Here is a 19,908-nt window from a genome sequence, read left to right on the forward strand (position 1 = left end):
TCATAACGGCGACGATAGTGTGAAGACGCGACAATAGCAAGCTGCCAGGTCCTTTTTTTTTATGTTTTAATTTTCTATTATATTCAGTATAATGTAAGTGCAAGCTAAAGGAGATTCAACATGCGTATTGCGATATTTACAGACACTTATTATCCTGATATTAATGGCGTTGTTTCATCGATTGGTATACTCAGAAATGAATTAATGAAACATGGTCATCAAGTCTTGATTATAACTACAATTCCTCCTCTTGGTGTTCATATGGAAGATGATCCATCTATTATTAGAATGAATGGAATCTCTCTTAAAAGTATTTATGGATACCGTATGGCAGGCATTTATAATAATAAAATATTTAAAAAGATTAAAGAATTTAATCCTGATATCATTCATACGCAGACTGAATATGGCGTAGGCTTATTTGGACGATTATGTGGTTATAAGCTTAATATTCCTACAGTATATACATTCCATACCAATCTTTATGACTATACTTACTATGTCACTAAAGGAATCGAACCATTTGATTCAATCGCAAAAAAGATTGTCAAGAAGCTGATGAAGATATATACAACCCATACTACGTCTCTCATTGTCCCTAGTGTTAAAACAGCTTCTATGATGAAATCTATTGGTATCAAAAAAGAAATCAATATTGTACCAACTGGACTCGAATTAGAACGCTTTAAAACATATAATAAAGAACATACAACTCAAATCAAAGAAGAGTATGGTCTTAGTAATCATTTTAATTTAATCTCTTTAGGTAGACTTGCTGAAGAAAAATCATTAGATCTCATCATTAACGCAATGCCTGAAATCATTCAAAGAAATTCAAATATACGATTGTTTATTATAGGTGATGGACCTGCAAAGAATACTTTAATGCAATTAACACATGATTTAAATATGGATGATTATATTCGTTTTGCAGGATGTCAAAGTGCAGACGTTATTCCTGATTTCTATTATTCCGGTGATCTTTTTGTCTCAGCATCTCTAACTGAAACACAAGGTCTAACATTTATTGAAGCGATGGCCTCTTCTTTACCAGTTCTTGCAAGATATGATTCTAATTTAGATCCTGTTATTGTAGAGGGTGGTAATGGTCATTTCTTCTATACTCAAGAAGAATATATCGAAAAAGTAATAGAATTATCTCATCAGGATCTTACACCTTATAAAGAGTATGCAGTAAAGCATGCCCAGCAATTTGATTCTCATACATTCTATAAAGGAGTGATACATGTGTATAACAGTTCTATTGATCATTTTGAAAACTGTTTTGTAGTCTCTTCAATAAAACCACATGAAAAGCTAGTTTCAGTAGAATTTGTAAGTGGTAAAAGAAAAATAGCTCTTGAATGTACTATAGAAGATGTAGAAACATTCCATCTCGCTATTCAAACTCGTGTCAATCAGGAAGTTATAGATATTCTTAAAGAGAAGCAGAATATCAGACATTTATATTTTAGAGCAGTAAAGCTGCTTAGCTATCATGACTATTGTTTCCATGACTTAAAGAAACGCTTAGAAACTTATGGAGACTATAATGAAATAGAAATCATGAAGTGTATGGCTTTATTAACTGATCGTCATCTCATAGATGATCGTAAATATGTAAGAAGCTATATTGATACAACTCTTAAGAAGGGTAAAGGCTTAAAAAAGGCACTTATTGATTTAAAGAATAAAGACATTCCAGAACATTTAATTGAAGAAGAAATCGAAAAATTTGACGAATCAGAAGAAAAAGAATATGCTTTTAATATTGTGGATCAGCTCTATTCAAACAATAGAAAGCTTTCTCCACAGGGATTAATTCAAAAAATCAAGAGAACCTTATATAATAAAGGATATAGCGAAAATACAATTCTTTCTGTTATGAATAGCTATGATTTTGAATTTTCTCATGAACGTACATTGTCTTTATTAAAACAGGAATGTGAAAAGACATATAAACGTTATCAAAATAAATATCATGGTCAGGAATTAAAGATGCGTATCAGCCGTTTTCTTAAGCAGAAGGGGTATGATTATGAAGATATCCTGATTGTGATGGATGAAATATGGAGTGAATTGAATGATTAAAATTAATGAAATGAATCCAGGAAAAGAAACAGTTGGTTTTGAAGCTATTATTATCTCAGTCACTGTAGGTAAAACAAATGGTGCCAACAAGTCTTCTTATTTAAATATTGTCTTACAGGATGCAACAGGTACTATTGGTGCAAAGCTCTGGTCTGCCACAGATGAACAGATCCGTTTATTTGAAAGAGGGCAGGTTGTAAGAGGTAAAGGAGATATCATCAACTATAAGGGCATGAGACAGATGAAAATCGTTAAGCTTGAGCCTATTGAAATGAATGATGAACAGAAGGCTTTATTCTTACCACAGCCACCTATTGAAAAAGCACTGATGCAGAAGGAATTAGATATGTATATGAAGAAGATCCACAACATTCGTCTTTATGCGATTGTTCATGGACTTATTGAAAAACATTATACAGCTTTTGTGAACTATCCTGCAGCTACTAAAAATCATCATGATTTTGCCTCAGGACTTCTTTATCATACTTTATGTATGTTGAAACTTGCAGATCAGCTCATTAACGTTTATAGCTTTCTAGATGCAGATTTACTATATGCAGGTGTTATTCTACATGATATTGGTAAGGTTAAGGAATTCACAGGACCTATTGTTCCTGCTTATTCTATTGAAGGAAGCTTAGTAGGTCATATCTCTATTGGCCATGCAATGGTGAAGGACATGGCAGAAGAATTACATATTGAGGGAGAAGAAGTATTCTTACTAGAACATATGATTCTTTCTCATCATGGTAAACAGGAATATGGATCTCCAGTTCTTCCACAGATTCCTGAAGCAGAAGCATTAACACTTATTGATAATGTGGATGCAAGAATGAATATGTTTGAAAAAGCCCTCAATGATACTGAACCAGGATCATATTCTGCACGTATCTTTGGGTTAGAAAATAGAAATGTATACAAATCACATCACTAATGTGTTATAATAAACAAAACAAACAGGAGGTTTTACATGTGTATGGATAAGGTTAAAGATTGGTTATTCGGTGAAGAAGAAGGATATACAGAAGATTACAATACTGCACAAAACGGACAGGAAGAAAATTCTAATATTTTTGAAAACAATAAGACTAAAAAGACAAGTGAGATGTTGAAGCCATTTGATGCCAACTCTAGTCTTGTATTATTTGAACCACGTGCTTATTCTGATTCTCAGGAAATTGGTGGTTATTTAAAGAAAAATAAAGCAGCTGTCGTTAACCTACATCGTTTACAGAAGGAACAGCAGAAACGTGTTGTTGATTTCTTAACTGGTGTTATTTTCGCAATTGATGGTGACATTCAGGTAATTGGTCCTAAGATTTTCTTATGTACACCTAAGAACATCGGTGTAACTGGTTCAATTACTCTTGATGATGACACACCTACAAGTACGGAGGAATAAGTATTAGCATCCGCTAATACTTTTTTTATGAAATATGTTAGAACATTTTAAAGGTGATGAAGAATTCGTCTCTAAAATATTAGATTACAAGGATCAGGCACTTTATTCACAACGTATGATTCTTACACAATTTCTTGATCCACATCAGCAGTCCATTGTAGAAAGTGTTATTGGTCATGAACTCAAAGTAGAAGCAGATGGAGGCTTTGATGGGGCAGAAAATAAAAGAGTACTCATCGCGCCTGATTTCTATGAATTTGAACCTGAAGACTTTAAAGTCACAGTATTTCAAGTAGATTACAATGATACATTTGGAAAACTCAAACATTCCGATGTCTTAGGGGCTTTAATGCATCTCGGTATTAAACGTCAATGTATCGGTGATATCAATGAAGAGCCACTTTCCTTTGCATGTATGACAGAAAATAGTGATTATATTCGTATGAATCTCACACGTATCAAACGCTCTTCTATTCATTTGGTAGAAAGTAAAGAACGTCTTTCTATTCAGCAGGATACCTATACTAAAACAGTAATTGTTTCTTCTTTACGTTTAGATAAGATGGTTGCTGCATTATTTGGCATTTCTCGCAATAAAGCAGTAGAAGCCATTCATGGGCAGTATGTCAAGCTTAACTACAAAGTTATTGAAGATATTTCAAAAATATGCGATAATAACGGTATAATATCTTTACGTCATCATGGCCGAGTAAAGATATTCATAACAGATAGAAGAACAAAGCAGGATAATTATGTAATAGAAGGCCAATATTATCGATGAGGGGACACGGTTATGGGATACATGTTCAATAAGCAGCTTCGTGGATATAATACTGAAGAAGTCGATGATACGATTGAGACTTTAGAAAAGAAAATTCAGGAAACTACTTTACAAATCAGAAGACTTGAAAAAGAGTTGGATAAAGTTAAAAAAGAAAGTATCGCGATGGCTAATCGTCAATCTGTTGAACGAAAGACCAATGAAGAGATTTCCCGTCTTGCTTTAAAGGAAGCCAGTGAACTGATTACAAAGGCAAAGCATAATGCGAATATGATTCTTAAAGAGTCTATGAATTATGTGAAGGGTTTAAGTGATGAAGTAGAAGGCTTTAAGGATGAAGCAAAAGATTTTAGGGCTGAAATTGTAAAAATCAGCACAGAATTGTTAGAAACTATTGACAAATCAGAAATTTTTAGTTTAATTAATGAAGAAGAAAAAAAAGCGAAGAAAGAGAGCGCTGATCAAGAGAACTTATAGAGAAGCCGTGGGTGGTGGAAACGGTGAAGGTGTATTGGTTAGGAATCACTCTGGAGCTGCATCCTGAATAAAGTAGGGAATGCCGTTGATTGCGTTAAGATCTTAAGTGCATATCGAATGATATGAACAAAGGTGGTACCGCGTGCAAACGTCCTTTATGAAGGACGTTTTTTTATTTGTGAAAGGGGATATATATGAATTACAAAAGCACACTCTTAATGCCAAAAACTGATTTTGAGATGCGTGGTAAGCTTCCTACTAAGGAACCTGCTTACGTAGAAAGATGGCAGAACGCTAACATGTATGAAAAGGTTATCAAACAGAATGAAGGAAAAGAACATTTCATTTTCCATGATGGACCTCCATATGCAAATGGTAATATGCATGTTGGCCATATGTTAAATAAGGTTATTAAAGACGTTATTTGTCGTTATAAGAATATGGAAGGTTTCTATACACCATATATTCCAGGTTGGGATACTCATGGTTTACCTATCGAAAATGCAATTCAGAAGCAGGGTGTAGATAGAAAATCTATGTCTACTGCAAAGTTCAGAGAAAAATGTTATGCATATGCATTAAAGCAGGTTGAACGTCAGATGCAGCAGTGTATCCGTGTAGGTACATTTGCAGACTACAAACATCCATATTTAACTTTACATAAAGAATTTGAAGCAAGACAGATTGATGTATTTGCGAAAATGGCTGTAGATGGATTAATCTATAAAGGATTAAAGCCAGTATATTGGTCACCTTCATCTGAATCAGCATTAGCTGAAGCAGAAGTAGAATACCATGATGTAAAATCACCTACTATCTATGTACGTTTCAAAGTAAAAGATGGTAAAGGTATCTTAGAAGGTGATGATAACTATTTCGTAATCTGGACTACTACTCCTTGGACAATCCCAGGAAACCAGGCAATCTGTTTAAATCCACGTTTCACTTATGCATTAGTTAAATCTGAAAAAGGTAATCTTGTTGTCTTAGAAGAATTAGTTGATTCATTATGGGAAACATTTGGATTAAAAGAAAAAGAAATTTTAAAACGTTTTAAAGGTGAAGAATTAGAATACATCACATGTACTCATCCACTTTATCCAGAAAGAGAATCATTAGTCATCATGGGTGACCATGTAACAACTGATTCAGGTACTGGATGTGTTCATACAGCAAGTGGATTTGGTGTAGACGACTTTAACATCTGTCAGAAATATAAATTACCAGTACTTGTAAACGTTGATGAACATGGCTGCATGATGGAATCATGCGGTGAATGGCTTGCAGGTCAGTATGTTGATGATGCAAACAAGACTGTTACAGTAAAACTAGAAGAATTAGGCGCTTTATTAAATCTTACTTGGATTACACATAGCTACCCTCATGACTGGCGTACTAAGAAGCCTATCATCTTTAGAGCAACTGACCAGTGGTTCTGTTCTATCGATAAGATCAGAGAAAAACTATTAAGTGAAATCGATAGTGTTAACTGGATCAATGAATGGGGTCATATCAGAATCTATAACATGATTAAAGACCGTGGTGACTGGTGTATCTCAAGACAGAGAACTTGGGGTGTTCCAATTCCAATCTTCTACTGTGAAGATGGTACTCCTGTAATTGATCAGAAAGTATTTGATCATGTATCAGCACTATTTAGAGAATTCGGTTCAAACGTATGGTTTGAAAGAGATGAAAAAGATTTATTACCAGAAGGTTATACAAACGAACATTCACCAAATGGTATCTTCAAGAAAGAAAAAGATATCATGGACGTATGGTTTGACTCAGGTTCATCACATACTGGTGTATTAGTAGAAAGAGGATTAGGTTATCCAGCTGATCTATACTTCGAAGGTAGTGACCAGTATCGTGGATGGTTTAACTCTTCATTAATCATCGGTACTGCAGTACATGGTAAAGCACCATATAAGACAGTTTTATCTCATGGTTTCACTCTTGATGGTAAGGGATTAAAGATGAGTAAGTCTGGTGGAAACGCTGTAGATCCAATCAAGACAATCAATAAATGGGGTGCTGATATCTTAAGATTATGGGCTACTACTGTAGACTTCCAGTCAGATGTACGTATCTCTGATGATATCTTAAAGAAAGTATCTGAAAGCTATCGTAAGGTAAGAAATACTATGCGTTTCTTACTTGGTAACTTAAATGATTTCAAGGATACTGATGTATTACCAGTAAATGAATTAGAACCAGTAGATCAGTATATGTTAGCTAAGTTAAATGACTTAATGGATGCATATCATAAGTCTATGGATTCTTATAACTTCTCAGAAGCAAACAAGGAAATCTTAAACTACTTCACTAATACATTAAGTGCATTCTATATGGACTTCACAAAGGATATCCTTTATATCGAAAAGGCTGATTCTACAAGAAGAAGACAGGTACAGACAGTTCTTTATCATCATGCAAAGACAATGATGAAGTTAATCTCACCAATTTTAGTCTTCACTGCAGAAGAATTACACGATCACTTCCATTGTGATGCAAAACAGGAAGAATCTGTATTCCTAGAAGCTAAGCCTGAAAAGTTCGAAATTGAAAATGCTGATGCATTAAAAGAACAGTTCGACTTATTCATGAACTTACGTACTGATGTTATGAAATCATTAGAAAACTTAAGAGCTGAAAAAGTAATCAATTCTAACATGGAAGGTAAGCTTACTATCACTCTTAAGGATGAATATAAGTCTTTAGCTGCATTAGAAGACTCTATGAAACAGTTATTCATCGTTGCAAAGGTTACTTTAGATGACAATGCAGAAGGTAAAGATGAATATGAAACTTGTTTCATCAAGGCAGAAAAATTCCATGGTGTTCAGTGTCCAAGATGCTGGAACTGGTTCGAAGAAGACGAATTAGTAGATGGATTATGTCCAAGATGTCATGAAGTTGTTGAAACTTTACCAGCTAGTGAAGAAGAATAAAAAACAAGGATATGGGACGTTCCCATATCCTTTTACCATGTAATAAAAAAAGTCTAATAACCACGTATATATTCTTCAAAGCGGTCTAAAGAATAGCCAATTAATCTTAATACGAAAATCAAAACAAAACCAACCGCAAATAAAATATATAAATGTGCAAAGAAGCCAATCACACAGCATAATGCAAATACGATATAGCCAATAGTTGTTAAGAAATCCATATATTTATGTTCTTTTAATCCGTTCATAGTTTCACCTCATTCTAGGATATTATATCATTCTCTGTAAGCGAAAACAATTGCAGAATTACTCTTAAACTTGCGGGGTAGGAATGCTATAATGGGTGTAATTATGGAGGCAGTTATGATAAAAGGTTGTATATTTGATTTAGATGGAACATTAGTTGATTCTTTAAAGGATCTTGCAGTAAGTACAAATCATGCTTTGGAGGCATGTGGGTTAGCACCACATCCTATTGAAAACTATAAACAGTACGTAGGTAATGGTGTTTTAAAACTAGTAGAACGTGCACTTGGAGAAGATCATCAGGATTTGTTTGATCAATGTTTACAAGAATTCATGGATTACTATAAGGATCATTGTTTTGATTACACAGCACCATATCCTGGTATTAAAGAATTAGTAGAAGATTTACATAAAGAAGGTATTAAGCTTGCTTGTGTCACAAATAAACCCCATACAGTGGCTGAAGTGATTGTACCTAAGCTATTTGGTGATCGTTTTATTACTACATATGGTGGTTGTGCAGATTATCCTAAAAAGCCTGATATTACTTCTTTAAATCTCGCATTAAATGATATTGGTTTAACCAAGGATGAATGTGTCTTTATTGGTGATTCTAATGTTGATATAGAAACAGGAATTAACGCTTCTATGAAGACAATTGGATGTGACTGGGGATTTAGAGGAGAGGCAGAGTTAAAAGCTGCAGGAGCTACTAAAATCGCTTATAAGGCACATGACATTAAGGAGTATGTAGATGATTGGAATAAGTAAATGCTTATGTGGCTATGATTGTACTTATCGAGGAGATTCTAATAGAATAGAAGAATTAGAACTTATTGATAAGAAAGGTGAAGCAGTACTTATTTGTCCTGAAGTATTAGGAGGACTCTCTATTCCTAGAGATCCTGCTGAAATAGTTTCAGAAGATCCATTATGCGTGCAGACAATAAATGGTAAAAATGTTACGAAAGAATATGTAGAGGGAGCACAGAAGGCATTAGATATACTTAAAGCATATGATATTGATTATGTTATTTTAAAGAGCCGTTCACCTAGCTGTGGTCTTAATCATATTTATGATGGCTCATTTTCCCACAGGGTCATTGATGCAGATGGGATCTTTGTACGTTTACTAAAAAAAGAAGGATATAAGATTTATACAGAAGAAAAATATCCAGGTAAGCTGTAAAAAATATACAAAGTAAGCGCTAGACTAGAAAAATAGGAATGAATATATTAGAATATGAATATATGAAATAGGAGGAATATATAATGGGTCATATTTTAAAGGTCCAGCCAGTTTTAAAAGAAAAAATCTGGGGTGGAACTAAGTTAAGAGATGTTTATGGCTATGATATCCCAAGTGATCATACAGGAGAAGCATGGGTTATCTCAGGTCATAAGAGTGGCGATTGCCCAATCGTTGAAGGTGAATATAAAGGAAAAACAGTATCATGGATGTTTGAAAATCATCGTGAATTATTTGGTAATGTAGAAGGTGATCAGTTCCCATTACTTGTAAAAATTATTGATGCTAAACAGGATTTATCTGTACAGGTACATCCAGATAATGAATATGCAAAGATTCATGAAAACTCTTTAGGTAAGACTGAATCATGGTATGTATTACAGGCGGATGAAGGTACAGATATGGTTATGGGTCATTATGCTAAAACTAAAGAAGAATTCATTAAGGATATTGAAGAAGATAAGTATGATGAATTATTGAATCGTTTTAAAATCCATAAGGGTGATTTTTTCTATATCCCAGCAGGTACATTACATGCAATTTGTGGTGGTTCATTAATCTATGAAGCACAGCAGTCTTCAGATATCACTTATCGTGTTTACGATTATCATCGTAAGGGTGATGATGGTAAAGAAAGAGAATTACATGTACAACAGTCAATCGACTGTACAAAGGTACCAGCTGATTTAGATCAGAATAAATTATTTGTAAATACTAAATTAGACCATGGCTCTAAGACTAGATATTTAAAATGTGAATACCTAACTGTTGATCATTACTTAATTGAAGGAAGCACAGAAATTAAAAATGATGATCCATTCCAGTTAGTATCAGTCATTGATGGTGAAGGTACTGTCAATGATATGCCTATTAAAAAGGGTGATCAGTTTATTATCTGTTCGGATGTTGATCTAGTACATTATGAAGGTGGACTAGAATTAATGGTGACAACACTATAATTCATTTAAGAGCACGTAAGTGCTCTTTTATTGACTTCTATTGAAATGCTTCGTATAATTTTGGTGTAAAATTGATGATAAGGAGAAAAAGTATGGATATATATGAAAAAGCATTAGCACTTCATAAAGAACATCATGGTAAGATGGAAATCAATGTGAAGGTACCTATGGAAACAATGGAAGATTTGTCTATGGCTTATACACCTGGTGTTGCTCAGCCATGTCGTGAAATCCACAATAATCCAGAAACTGTTTATGATTATACATGGAAGGGTAATAGTGTGGCAGTAGTCAGTGATGGAACTGCAGTACTAGGACTTGGTGATATTGGACCAGCTGCTGGACTTCCGGTAATGGAAGGTAAATCTATCCTTTTTAAGAAATATGCGAATATTGATGCTGTTCCTCTTTGTATTGATACAAAGGATCCTCAGGAAATCATTAAGTTCTGTAAACAGATTGCCCCAACTTTTGGTGGTATTAACCTAGAAGACATCAGTGCACCACGTTGTGTAGAAATTGAAAGAACACTAAAGAAGGAATTAGATATTCCTGTATTCCATGATGATCAGCATGGTACAGCTATTGTCGTTACTGCTGCTTTAGTGAATGCTTTAAAGGTTGTAGATAAGAAACCGGAAGATGTCACTGTAGTAGTCAGTGGTACAGGTGCTGCAGGAAGCTCTATTATCCATATGATTCATGACTTAGGTGTTAAGGAAATCTATGGCTTTAATATCAATGGTATTGTGATCAAGGATGATTATGATAAGTATGACTTCTTAACTCAGGAATTAACTGCAATCACAAACAAATCTAATAAACGTATGACTATGGCAGAAGCAGTCAAAGAAGCAGATGTCTTTATTGGTGTTTCAGCTCCAGGCCTTCTTACTAAAGAAATGGTTCAGTCAATGAAAGAAAAGCCAATTGTATTCGCAATGGCTAATCCAGAACCTGAAATCAAATATCATGATGCAGTGGATGCAGGTGCTGCAGTCGTAGGAACTGGACGTTCAGACTTCCCTAACCAGATCAATAATGTATTAGCCTTCCCAGGCTTATTTAGAGGTGCTTTAGATGTTCATGCCACTAAGATTACTGAAGGTATGAAATTAGCTGCTGCAAAGGGCTTAGCAAGTCTTGTAAGCGATGAAGAATTAAACAAGGATTACATCATCCCTCGTGCAACTGATGCACGTGTAGCAGTGACTGTTGCAAAAGCAGTCAGTGACCAAGCTATTAAAGAAGATGTAATTGCTAATAAATAACACAGATACGGTTCATAAGAACCGTATTTTTTTTGCAAAAAAAAGAATAGCTCTCGCTATTCTTCTTCACCATCATCATAGTTAGAAACATTGTGATAAACCTGGTCAACATCATCACAGTCATTAAGAAGATTCATTAGTCTTTCAAATAAAACCATATCTTCACCTTCAAGTTCAACTGTTTCCTGTGGTTTAGTTTGGATTTCGTCAACATCAAATTCAACATCAGGAAGCTTATTTTCAATAGCTGTCTTGATTGCGTTATAATCAGTTGGTTCACCAGTAATCTTTAAGCTGCCATCTTCTAAAGTTTCGATATCTTTAGGATCAACTTCGCCTTCGATTAATGCATCAATTGCAGTTTCTTCGTCCATTCCTTTGAACTGAACAACAGATTCTACATCATATAAATAAGATACTGAACCTTCAGCACCAAGCTTAGCTTTTGATTTAGTGAATGCAGGACGTACCTGTGAAATAGTACGGTTGATGTTATCTGTTAAACATTTAACAATAACAGTTGATCCTGAAGGACCAAAACCTTCAAACTGTACACTTTCATAATCTTCTACAGCACCGTTCTTAACTTTATCAATCGCACGCTTGATAACGTCTCCAGGAACCTGATCTTTCTTTGCTTTTTCAATTAATCTTCTAAGGCTTAGATTACCGTCCGGTTCAGGGCCGCCTGCCTTCGCTGCTAAATAGATTTCTTTACCATAGTAAGAATAAAGTTTAGTTTTCTTAGCAGCAGTCTTTGCCATTGCGGCTTTACGTACTTCATGAGCTCTACCCATAATCTAATTCCTCCTTGTAAATTTCCTTAAACATTATAAACACAAAGACTAATTATTTCAATAAAGAATTGGAAAATACACTGGAAATGCATTACTATTGTATCGAGGTGTATAAAAATGAAAAAGAAAATGATTATTATTGGGGGAGGTATATCAGGTATATATCTTTCTATTTTATTAAAAAAATATCTAGATATTGATGTGGTTGTACTTGAAGCCAATGACAAACCATTAAAGAAACTTTTAGCTACAGGTAATGGGCGTTGTAATCTTTCTAACAAGGATCTAGACAAGGCGCATTATGATGGAGACATCAAACCATGGGTAAATGATATCATTCATGATTTTGATATAGTAGAAGCACTTAAGGATATTGGCCTTTATACAAAATATATGGGTAATCTCTTATACCCTTATAGTGAGTCAGCCAAAGCTGTACAGACATTATTTTTAAATAGAGCAGAAGAATATGGTGTAGAAATTATCTGCGAGGAAGAAGTCTTATCTATTAAAAAGAATAAGCACGGTTATTTAATACATGCCGTTAATAAGGATTATCAGGCAGATTATGTCACTATTGCCTGCGGTACTCCTGCTGGTAAATTATCAGGTATGAAAGATAGAAGAACACTTTTTAATTCTCTAGAAGTAGATTATCGTCCTATGAGACCTACTATTACTCAGTTGATGACTGAACCTGCCTATAAGAAATTAAAGGGAGTGAGAATGAAGGGAGAATTTACTTTAAAAGGACATAAAGAAAAAGGTGAACTTCTTTTTACTGATTATGGTATCAGTGGGATTGCAGTAATGGTATTAAGCCGCTATGCCTGTCCTGGAGATAGGATACTATGTGATTTCTATCCTGAATTTACTGATCAGGAGTTATATTCTATTATTCATACACTACAAACAATGAGTGGTCCTTATGATGGTCTGGTTCATCCAAAACTTGTTCCAATACTAGAAAATCAGAAGAACCCTGTATCCTTCCTAAAACATCTAGAATTGACTATCAAAGAGCTAAGAGGTGAAGAATTTGCCCAGGCAGACCTTGGGGGATTGATGATTTCTAATTTTAATGAATCTTTTGAATTCATCAACTATCCTCATCTTTATGCGACAGGTGAAATATTAGATATCACTGGGGATTGTGGTGGTTATAACATTCATTTTGCGTTAGCAAGCGCTTATTCAGTATTTAAAGAGGTTTCAAAAACAATGCAATAAATTAGGAAAAAGGTAAATAAAATCAAAAATATTTGTTTTGGTATAAAAAAGGTGATGAAATTATATTGACAAACCCAAATGAGATTGTATAATAAGGGGCATATACAAATTGGAGGGATAATGTATGAAATTTAAAACAATCGTGACAGCTGGTGCAGTCGCAGCAATGTTAGTAGGTTGTAGTAATGGGAATTCATCTACAACAGATATCAAAGCACCTAAATTTGGTTTTATCGGCCCACTAAGTGGTGAAGCTTCTCAGTATGGTACAGCCGTAAAGAATGCTATGAAGATGGCTATTAATGATTATAACAAGAAACATGGCACTAAGATTACAGGCGTTTACTATGATGATAAGGCTGATCCAACTACAGCCGTAAATGACTATAACAAGTTATATAATGATGATAAGGTCACTGCAGTTCTTTCACCAGTAACAACTGGTTCTGCACTTTCAGTAGCAAGTGCTTCAAGCAAGAACAACACACCAGTTCTTTCACCATCTGCTTCAGGTGATAAATTCACTATGAATGGTAAAACAGCTTATAAGAACGTATTCAGAATCTGTACAAACGATTCTTATGCTGGTACTTACTTAGCTAAACAGTCTAAAGCTAAATATGATTTCAAGAACGTAGCAGTTCTTTACAACAAGGAATCTGATTATTCTACAGGTGTTGCAGCTGCTTATAAAGCTGAAGCTAAGAAGCAGGGCGTTAATGTTTCATTCTATGAAGCATATAATGCAAATACTAAAGATTTCTCAACATTCATTTCTAAGATCAAACAGGCTAATCCTGATGCTGTTTTCTTACCAGACTACTATGAATCAGTTGTATCTATTACTAAACAGTTAAGAGACTCTGGCGTTAAGACTCCAATATTTGGCGCTGATGGCTGGGATGGTGTTCTTGGTGTTAAGGGTGTTAACACTGCAGACTTTGAAAACTGCTTCTTCACAAGTGGTTACAACAAAGATGCAACTAGCGGTCCTGCATATGAATTCGTAAAAGCTTATGAAAAAGAATATGGAACAACTCCAAGTATGTTCGCTGGTATGGCTTATGATACAGTTACTGTTATGATGAAAGCTATCAACAAAGCTAAATCAACTGATTCTGAAAAGGTAAATGCTGCATTAGCAAAGGTCAAAGTATCTGATGATGAAGCAGTTTGTGGTGGATTCACTTATGATAAGAACCACAACCCTGTTAAGGAATTAAATATCGTTACTATCAAGAACGGTCAGTATGTAACTGCAAAATAACGATGAATAAAGGAGAGTTCATCTCTCCTTATTTTTTTATTTTTAGAGGGGAGAAGTAATTATGATTAACTTTATCAACCAAATCATCAACGGACTCTCGACTGGGAGTATGTATGCTTTAGTTGCAATTGGTTATACAATGGTTTATGGTATTGCGAAAATGATCAACTTTGCCCATGGTGATATTATCATGGCAGGGGCTTATTTCGCATTAATCGCGATGGGTTTTGTAGGACCTATTCCAGCAATCTTGTTTTCTATAGTTGCGACTGCAGCTTTAGGTGTTTTAACAGAAAAAGTAGCTTATAAACCTTTAAGAGGTAAAGGTTCACTTGAAGTATTGATCACTGCTATTGGTGTCAGCTACTTATTAGAAAATGTATTCTTATTAATCTTTGGTAGTGCAGCTCGTACATTCCCACAGATTATGCCAAAAGGGACTATCAATCTTGGTGGTATTTCTATTAAATATATCACTGTTATTACTCTTGTAGTAACAGCTGTATGTACTGCTGTTTTATTATTCTTTATTAATAAGACAAAACTAGGAAAAGCAATGCGTGCTGTATCAGAAGACCAGGGTGCTGCCCAGTTAATGGGTATTAATGTAAATACAACAGTATCTCTTACATTTGCGATTGGTTCAGGACTTGGTGCTATTGCGGGTGTTATTTATGGATGTGCTTATTCATTAATTACTCCATATATCGGTTTAATGTTAGGTATTAAAGCATTTATCGCAGCTGTACTTGGTGGAATCGGTAGTGTACCAGGAGCTATGGTAGGTGGTTTAATGCTTGGTGTTGCAGAATCACTTACAATTGCCTATATCTCTTCAGATTTCTCTGATGCGGTTGTATTTGGTATTCTTATTATCGTCTTATTAGTTAAGCCAGCAGGCTTATTTGGTAAGAATGTAAGAGAGAAGGTGTAGTCTATGGAAAAACTATTAAAAAACGAACTATTCAGATCATTCATTCTTTCAATTGTGATCTTTGCAGTATTGATGATAGGAACAGCTACATCTGTTATTAACTCTTATTGGCAGGGTGTATTAATTCTTTGTGGTATTAATATTATCCTCGCTGTATCACTTAACTTAGCAGCTGGTTATTTAGGACAGCTTACTTTAGGACATGCTGGTTTCATGTCAGTAGGTGCTTATACATCAGCTTTACTTAGTATTTATTTAAATCTTCCATTTATTGTATCATTACTTATTGGTGCGATTGCAGCTGGTGTTATTGGTTTAATTATCGGTATTCCAGTATTAAGATTAAAAGGTGACTATCTTTGTATTATCACTCTTGCTTTCAATGAAATCATCCGTGTTGTTATGAATAACCTTGAAATCACTAATGGCGCAAAAGGTTTAATTGGTATTCCTTTGAATACAAATCTTGTTTATGTCTTTATTGCAATGATTATCACAATCTTTGTCGTATATTCAATTGTGAAATCTAGACATGGACGTGCTATCATCTCAATTCGTGAAGATGAAACAGCATCAGAATTATCTGGTATTGATGTTGGTTATTATAAAGTATTTGCCTTTGCAGTCAGTGCTATTTTTGCAGGACTTGCAGGAGGATTATATGCACATTATTATACAGTTATCCTTCCTAAAGGATTTGACTTCAACAAATCAGTTGAAATTCTAGTTATGGTAGTACTTGGTGGTATGGGTAACTTAAAAGGTTCTATTATTGCAGCTATTGTGCTTACTATAATTCCAGAATTATTAATCTCATTCTCACAGTATAGAATGTTGTTATATGCAATTGTATTAATTGCTGCTATGATTTTAAAAGGAACTGGTAAAGGCGAACAAATCATGGAACGTCTTCCATTCTTTAAAAAGAAAGATGAGGTGAAGCCAGAATGAGTACACCATTATTAAAAGCAGAAGGTCTTGGTATTCAGTTTGGCGGATTAAAGGCCGTAGATGAATTTAACTTTGAAATCGATAAGAACCAGTTATTTGGTTTAATTGGTCCAAATGGTGCAGGTAAAACAACTGTCTTCAACCTATTAACAGGTGTTTATCAGCCAACAAGTGGTCGTATCCTTTTTGAAGGACAGCCTATTAAAAAAGCGAATACGATAAAGATCACTAAAGCTGGTATCGCTAGAACATTCCAGAATATTCGTTTATTTAAGGAAATGAGTGTTATTGATAATGTAAAAGTAGGACTACATTATTCCCATCCTTATACTGTCTTTGATGCATTATTCCATACACCTAAATATAAGAAGGCAGAAGCTGCTATGCAGGAAGAAGCTTTATCATTATTACGTGTTTTCCATCTAGAAGAATTTGCGGAATCAAAGGCAAAGAACTTACCTTATGGTAAACAGAGAAAGCTTGAAATTGCGAGAGCACTTGCGACTGCACCTAAGCTATTATTATTAGATGAACCTGCTGCAGGTATGAACCCTACAGAAACAGCTGAATTAATGGAAACTATTAAGATTGTAAGAGAAAAGTTCTCTGTCGCAATTCTTCTTATTGAACATGATATGAAGCTAGTTATGGGTATCTGTGAAAAGATTGCAGTATTAAACTTTGGTACAGTACTTGCTTTTGGTACACCTGAAGAAATTAGAAACAACCCTGATGTTGTAGCTGCCTACTTAGGCAATGAAGAGGAGGGCTAAAGATGTTATTAGAAGTTAAGGATCTTGAAGTACACTATGGTGTCATTAATGCGATTAAGAAGATTTCATTTAATGTAGAAGAAGGTGAAATCGTTGCACTTATTGGTGCCAATGGTGCAGGTAAAACAAGTACAATGCATGCTATCTCTGGCTTATTAAACGGTAAGAGTGGTGATATTATCTTTAATGGTGAAAACATCATGAAAACTCCTGCTCATAAGATTGTCTCTAAAGGTCTAGCACAGGTTCCTGAAGGACGTCGTATCTTTGCCCAGTTAAGTGTTGCTGATAACCTAGAAATGGGTGCTTATCTTCGTAATGATGCAGATGGTATTAAGAATGACCTTGAACATATTTATACATTATTCCCACGTTTAAGAGAAAGAAAGAAACAGTTAGCTGGTACATTATCTGGTGGTGAGCAGCAGATGCTTGCAATGGGCCGTGCTTTGATGTCTAAACCAAAACTATTACTATTAGATGAACCATCAATGGGTCTTTCTCCAATTCTTGTCAATGAAATCTTTGATATCATTAAAGAAGTTAATGAAAAAGAAGGTGTTACTATACTTCTTGTAGAACAGAATGCGAATAAAGCACTTTCTATTGCAGATCATGCTTATGTACTTGAAACAGGTAATATTACTGTATCAGGTAAAGCAAATGATGTTGCAAATAACCCACGTGTTAGAGAAGCATATCTTGGATAATAAGTTCTCCTTAGGGAGGACTTTTTTATTGCTACTTACTCTATGTACAGTTGTTGAAATGATCAGAATATATGTGTTTGATAAATTAGGATTCTACAAAATCACCAAGAAAATATATGCTAAATACCAAAAAACTATCATGATATTATTAATTATTAATAAATTCTTAAATGTAAAAACACTGATATATACAATATAAAATGCAAAATCTTAAAAATATCTTAAGAAAATGGTAGACAGATATAGGGCATAGTGTTATAATCGCAATTGTCGAAAAGAAAAGGAGAATAACTATGACTCAAAATGCCCCCGTAACTCTTCATGCAATTGTAGATAGAATAAAAACTCAGAAAACAATATTATTACCTGCATTCGCAATCTCTGCATTTGCGCTAGTAGGTTATGCAGCGGCTGACCGTCAGGCACCTGTTATTCATTCAAATAAGATTGTTGTTCCTTATGGAACATACTTAACTCCTTCAGACTTTGAAATCACAGATAACCGTGATAATTTAGATATCATGGATGTTTCTATTAAGTCAGGAACATATGAAGCAAAACAGTTAGGTACTTATCATGTTACAGTGACTGTTACTGATACATTTCAGAATACAACTGATAAAGAAGTTGAAGTACAGGTTATTGATAATGAAGCTCCTGTTATTGCTTCACGTACTGAAGGTGGATATATTATTGATGTAGAAGCCAATGGTTCTAATAACTTATTAGACTACGTGAAAGCAACAGATAATGTTGATGGTGATGTCAGTGAGTTCATCACTTTCGAAGGTGGAATTGACACAACTGTAATCGGGGAACAGAAGGTTGTGGCTCATGTAGAAGATAACGCCGGCAATATGGCTGAACAAACATTATCATTTAATATTAAGGATTCTGTTGCACCAACATTAACTCAAAAAACACAGTCTTTTGATGTAAACTATGGTGATACATTTAATCCTGCAGATTATTTTGATGTATCTGATAACTTTGATCCTTCACCAGTATTAACTGTTAAAGGTGATATTGATACAAAGAAGTTAAACAGTGAACAGAAAGCAACAATCATTGTGACTGATAACAGTGGCAATGAAACTAAACAGGAATGTACATTTAATATTAAGGATATCAGAGGTCCTGAAATTAAACTGAAGACAAATAAAGTATCTATTACTGAAGGTACTTCAGTAAACTGGAATTCTTTACTTGTATCTGCTGTTGATAATTTAGATGGTGATGTTACTAAGACTGTAGGTATTAGTGGGAATGTTGATGTAAACAATGAAGGTAACTATACAGCTACTTATACTGCAACAGATAAGACTGGTAATACAACTGTAGTGAATATACCAGTAGAAGTTAAATCTAGAAATGCAGCTCTTATTCAGACTGCTTTAGGTAAGATTGGATGTCGTTATAGAATGGGTGCTGTAGGACCTAATGTCTTTGACTGTTCAAGCTTTACTAGATGGGTATATAGACAAAATGGACGTTCTTTAAGTGGTACAGCTGCTGTACAGTTCAATAGTACTCAAAGAGTAGATAGAAACGCATTAAAACATGGTGATCTTGTATTCTTCAAGAACACATACAAGAAAGGTATCTCTCACGTAGGTATTTATCTAGGTGGAGGCAGATTCGTACATGCTGCCAATGAAAAGAAGGGTGTTATCACATCTTCTCTAGGTGAATCTTATTATGCTGCGCATTATGCAGGTGGAGGAAGAGTATAATCTTTAAGGAAATCGATTTCGATTTCCTTTTTTGTATGCCGGGCATGGCATATATCTAGGTGGTGAAAGTCCACTGTGGGGGC

19 protein-coding genes and 1 other annotated feature are annotated in these 19,908 nt (G+C 34.6%); of the genes, 17 read left to right on the forward strand and 2 right to left on the reverse strand.

Features of this window, described 5'->3' with window-relative positions; genetic code table 11:
* Positions 1–120: 120 nt before the first annotated feature.
* The 6 genes from DW269_RS09495 to ileS all read left to right on the forward strand — a co-directional run bounded on the left by DW269_RS09495 (position 121) and on the right by ileS (position 7,705).
* Positions 121–2,091 (forward strand): RecX family transcriptional regulator, encoded by a 1,971-nt coding sequence (locus tag DW269_RS09495; protein WP_117459537.1) that lies wholly within the window; start codon positions 121–123, stop codon positions 2,089–2,091.
* Entirely contained in the window at positions 2,084–3,025 is a 942-nt protein-coding gene (locus tag DW269_RS09500) for a 3'-5' exoribonuclease YhaM family protein (protein WP_117459538.1), read from the forward strand. The genes DW269_RS09495 and DW269_RS09500 overlap by 8 nt, the downstream gene beginning before the upstream one ends.
* Positions 3,026–3,067: 42 nt before the next feature.
* Positions 3,068–3,493, forward strand: coding sequence for a cell division protein SepF (locus DW269_RS09505; protein WP_117459551.1), 426 nt, complete (start codon positions 3,068–3,070; stop codon positions 3,491–3,493).
* 34 nt (positions 3,494–3,527) lie between these two features.
* Positions 3,528–4,274 (forward strand): RNA-binding protein, encoded by a 747-nt coding sequence (locus DW269_RS09510; protein ID WP_117459539.1) that lies wholly within the window; start codon positions 3,528–3,530, stop codon positions 4,272–4,274.
* Between the two features lie 12 nt (positions 4,275–4,286).
* Positions 4,287–4,751 carry a DivIVA domain-containing protein gene (locus tag DW269_RS09515; protein ID WP_117459540.1) on the forward strand — a complete coding sequence of 155 codons (465 nt, stop codon included), beginning with the start codon at positions 4,287–4,289 and terminating at the stop codon, positions 4,749–4,751.
* Positions 4,710–4,910: a binding site (T-box leader), on the forward strand. Its footprint overlaps the gene before it by 42 nt.
* Before the next feature lie 35 nt (positions 4,911–4,945).
* The gene (gene ileS, locus DW269_RS09520; RefSeq protein WP_117459541.1) at positions 4,946–7,705 is read left to right on the forward strand and encodes an isoleucine--tRNA ligase; all 2,760 of its coding nucleotides are present in this window, start codon (positions 4,946–4,948) and stop codon (positions 7,703–7,705) included.
* Positions 7,706–7,758: 53 nt separating this feature from the next.
* Here ileS and DW269_RS09525 read toward each other — a convergent pair whose 3' ends face one another.
* A complete protein-coding gene (locus DW269_RS09525) occupies positions 7,759–7,953 on the reverse strand; it encodes a hypothetical protein (protein WP_117459542.1) in 195 nt (64 codons plus the stop codon).
* A gap of 115 nt (positions 7,954–8,068) precedes the next feature.
* Between DW269_RS09525 and DW269_RS09530 the strand changes: the two genes are divergently transcribed.
* From DW269_RS09530 to DW269_RS09545, 4 genes are all read left to right on the forward strand, one after another.
* Positions 8,069–8,722 carry an HAD family hydrolase gene (locus DW269_RS09530; RefSeq protein WP_117459543.1) on the forward strand — a complete coding sequence of 218 codons (654 nt, stop codon included), beginning with the start codon at positions 8,069–8,071 and terminating at the stop codon, positions 8,720–8,722.
* The gene (locus DW269_RS09535; RefSeq protein WP_117459544.1) at positions 8,706–9,140 is read left to right on the forward strand and encodes a DUF523 domain-containing protein; all 435 of its coding nucleotides are present in this window, start codon (positions 8,706–8,708) and stop codon (positions 9,138–9,140) included. Before DW269_RS09530 ends, DW269_RS09535 begins: the two co-directional genes overlap by 17 nt.
* Before the next feature lie 83 nt (positions 9,141–9,223).
* On the forward strand, positions 9,224–10,159 hold the full coding sequence (locus DW269_RS09540) for a type I phosphomannose isomerase catalytic subunit (protein ID WP_006505105.1): 936 nt from the start codon (positions 9,224–9,226) through the stop codon (positions 10,157–10,159).
* A gap of 92 nt (positions 10,160–10,251) precedes the next feature.
* Positions 10,252–11,430: an NADP-dependent malic enzyme gene (locus tag DW269_RS09545; protein ID WP_117459545.1), complete on the forward strand. Its 1,179-nt coding sequence runs from the start codon at positions 10,252–10,254 to the stop codon at positions 11,428–11,430.
* Between the two features lie 56 nt (positions 11,431–11,486).
* On the opposite strand, the gene DW269_RS09550 is transcribed toward DW269_RS09545, so the two are convergent.
* Positions 11,487–12,227, reverse strand: a complete 741-nt coding sequence (locus DW269_RS09550; protein ID WP_022424669.1) for a YebC/PmpR family DNA-binding transcriptional regulator — start codon at positions 12,225–12,227, stop codon at positions 11,487–11,489.
* Positions 12,228–12,344: 117 nt separating this feature from the next.
* Between DW269_RS09550 and DW269_RS09555 the strand changes: the two genes are divergently transcribed.
* The 7 genes from DW269_RS09555 (at position 12,345) to DW269_RS09585 (ending at position 19,825) form a co-directional block, all read left to right on the forward strand.
* The gene (locus DW269_RS09555; protein WP_117459546.1) at positions 12,345–13,457 is read left to right on the forward strand and encodes an aminoacetone oxidase family FAD-binding enzyme; all 1,113 of its coding nucleotides are present in this window, start codon (positions 12,345–12,347) and stop codon (positions 13,455–13,457) included.
* A gap of 124 nt (positions 13,458–13,581) precedes the next feature.
* Positions 13,582–14,724 (forward strand): ABC transporter substrate-binding protein, encoded by a 1,143-nt coding sequence (locus DW269_RS09560; protein ID WP_117459547.1) that lies wholly within the window; start codon positions 13,582–13,584, stop codon positions 14,722–14,724.
* Between the two features lie 64 nt (positions 14,725–14,788).
* Entirely contained in the window at positions 14,789–15,658 is an 870-nt protein-coding gene (locus tag DW269_RS09565; RefSeq protein ID WP_117459552.1) for a branched-chain amino acid ABC transporter permease, read from the forward strand.
* Between the two features lie 3 nt (positions 15,659–15,661).
* Entirely contained in the window at positions 15,662–16,609 is a 948-nt protein-coding gene (locus DW269_RS09570) for a branched-chain amino acid ABC transporter permease (RefSeq protein ID WP_117459548.1), read from the forward strand.
* On the forward strand, positions 16,606–17,382 hold the full coding sequence (locus DW269_RS09575; RefSeq protein ID WP_006505112.1) for an ABC transporter ATP-binding protein: 777 nt from the start codon (positions 16,606–16,608) through the stop codon (positions 17,380–17,382). The genes DW269_RS09570 and DW269_RS09575 overlap by 4 nt, the downstream gene beginning before the upstream one ends.
* Before the next feature lie 2 nt (positions 17,383–17,384).
* On the forward strand, positions 17,385–18,092 hold the full coding sequence (locus tag DW269_RS09580; protein WP_117459549.1) for an ABC transporter ATP-binding protein: 708 nt from the start codon (positions 17,385–17,387) through the stop codon (positions 18,090–18,092).
* 293 nt (positions 18,093–18,385) lie between these two features.
* Positions 18,386–19,825 (forward strand): C40 family peptidase, encoded by a 1,440-nt coding sequence (locus tag DW269_RS09585; protein WP_117459550.1) that lies wholly within the window; start codon positions 18,386–18,388, stop codon positions 19,823–19,825.
* Positions 19,826–19,908: the final 83 nt, after the last annotated feature.

Origin of the sequence: Catenibacterium sp. AM22-6LB, from assembly GCF_003435615.1 — a bacterium.
Classification (GTDB): Bacteria; Bacillota_I; Bacilli_A; order Erysipelotrichales; family Coprobacillaceae; genus Catenibacterium; species Catenibacterium mitsuoka_A.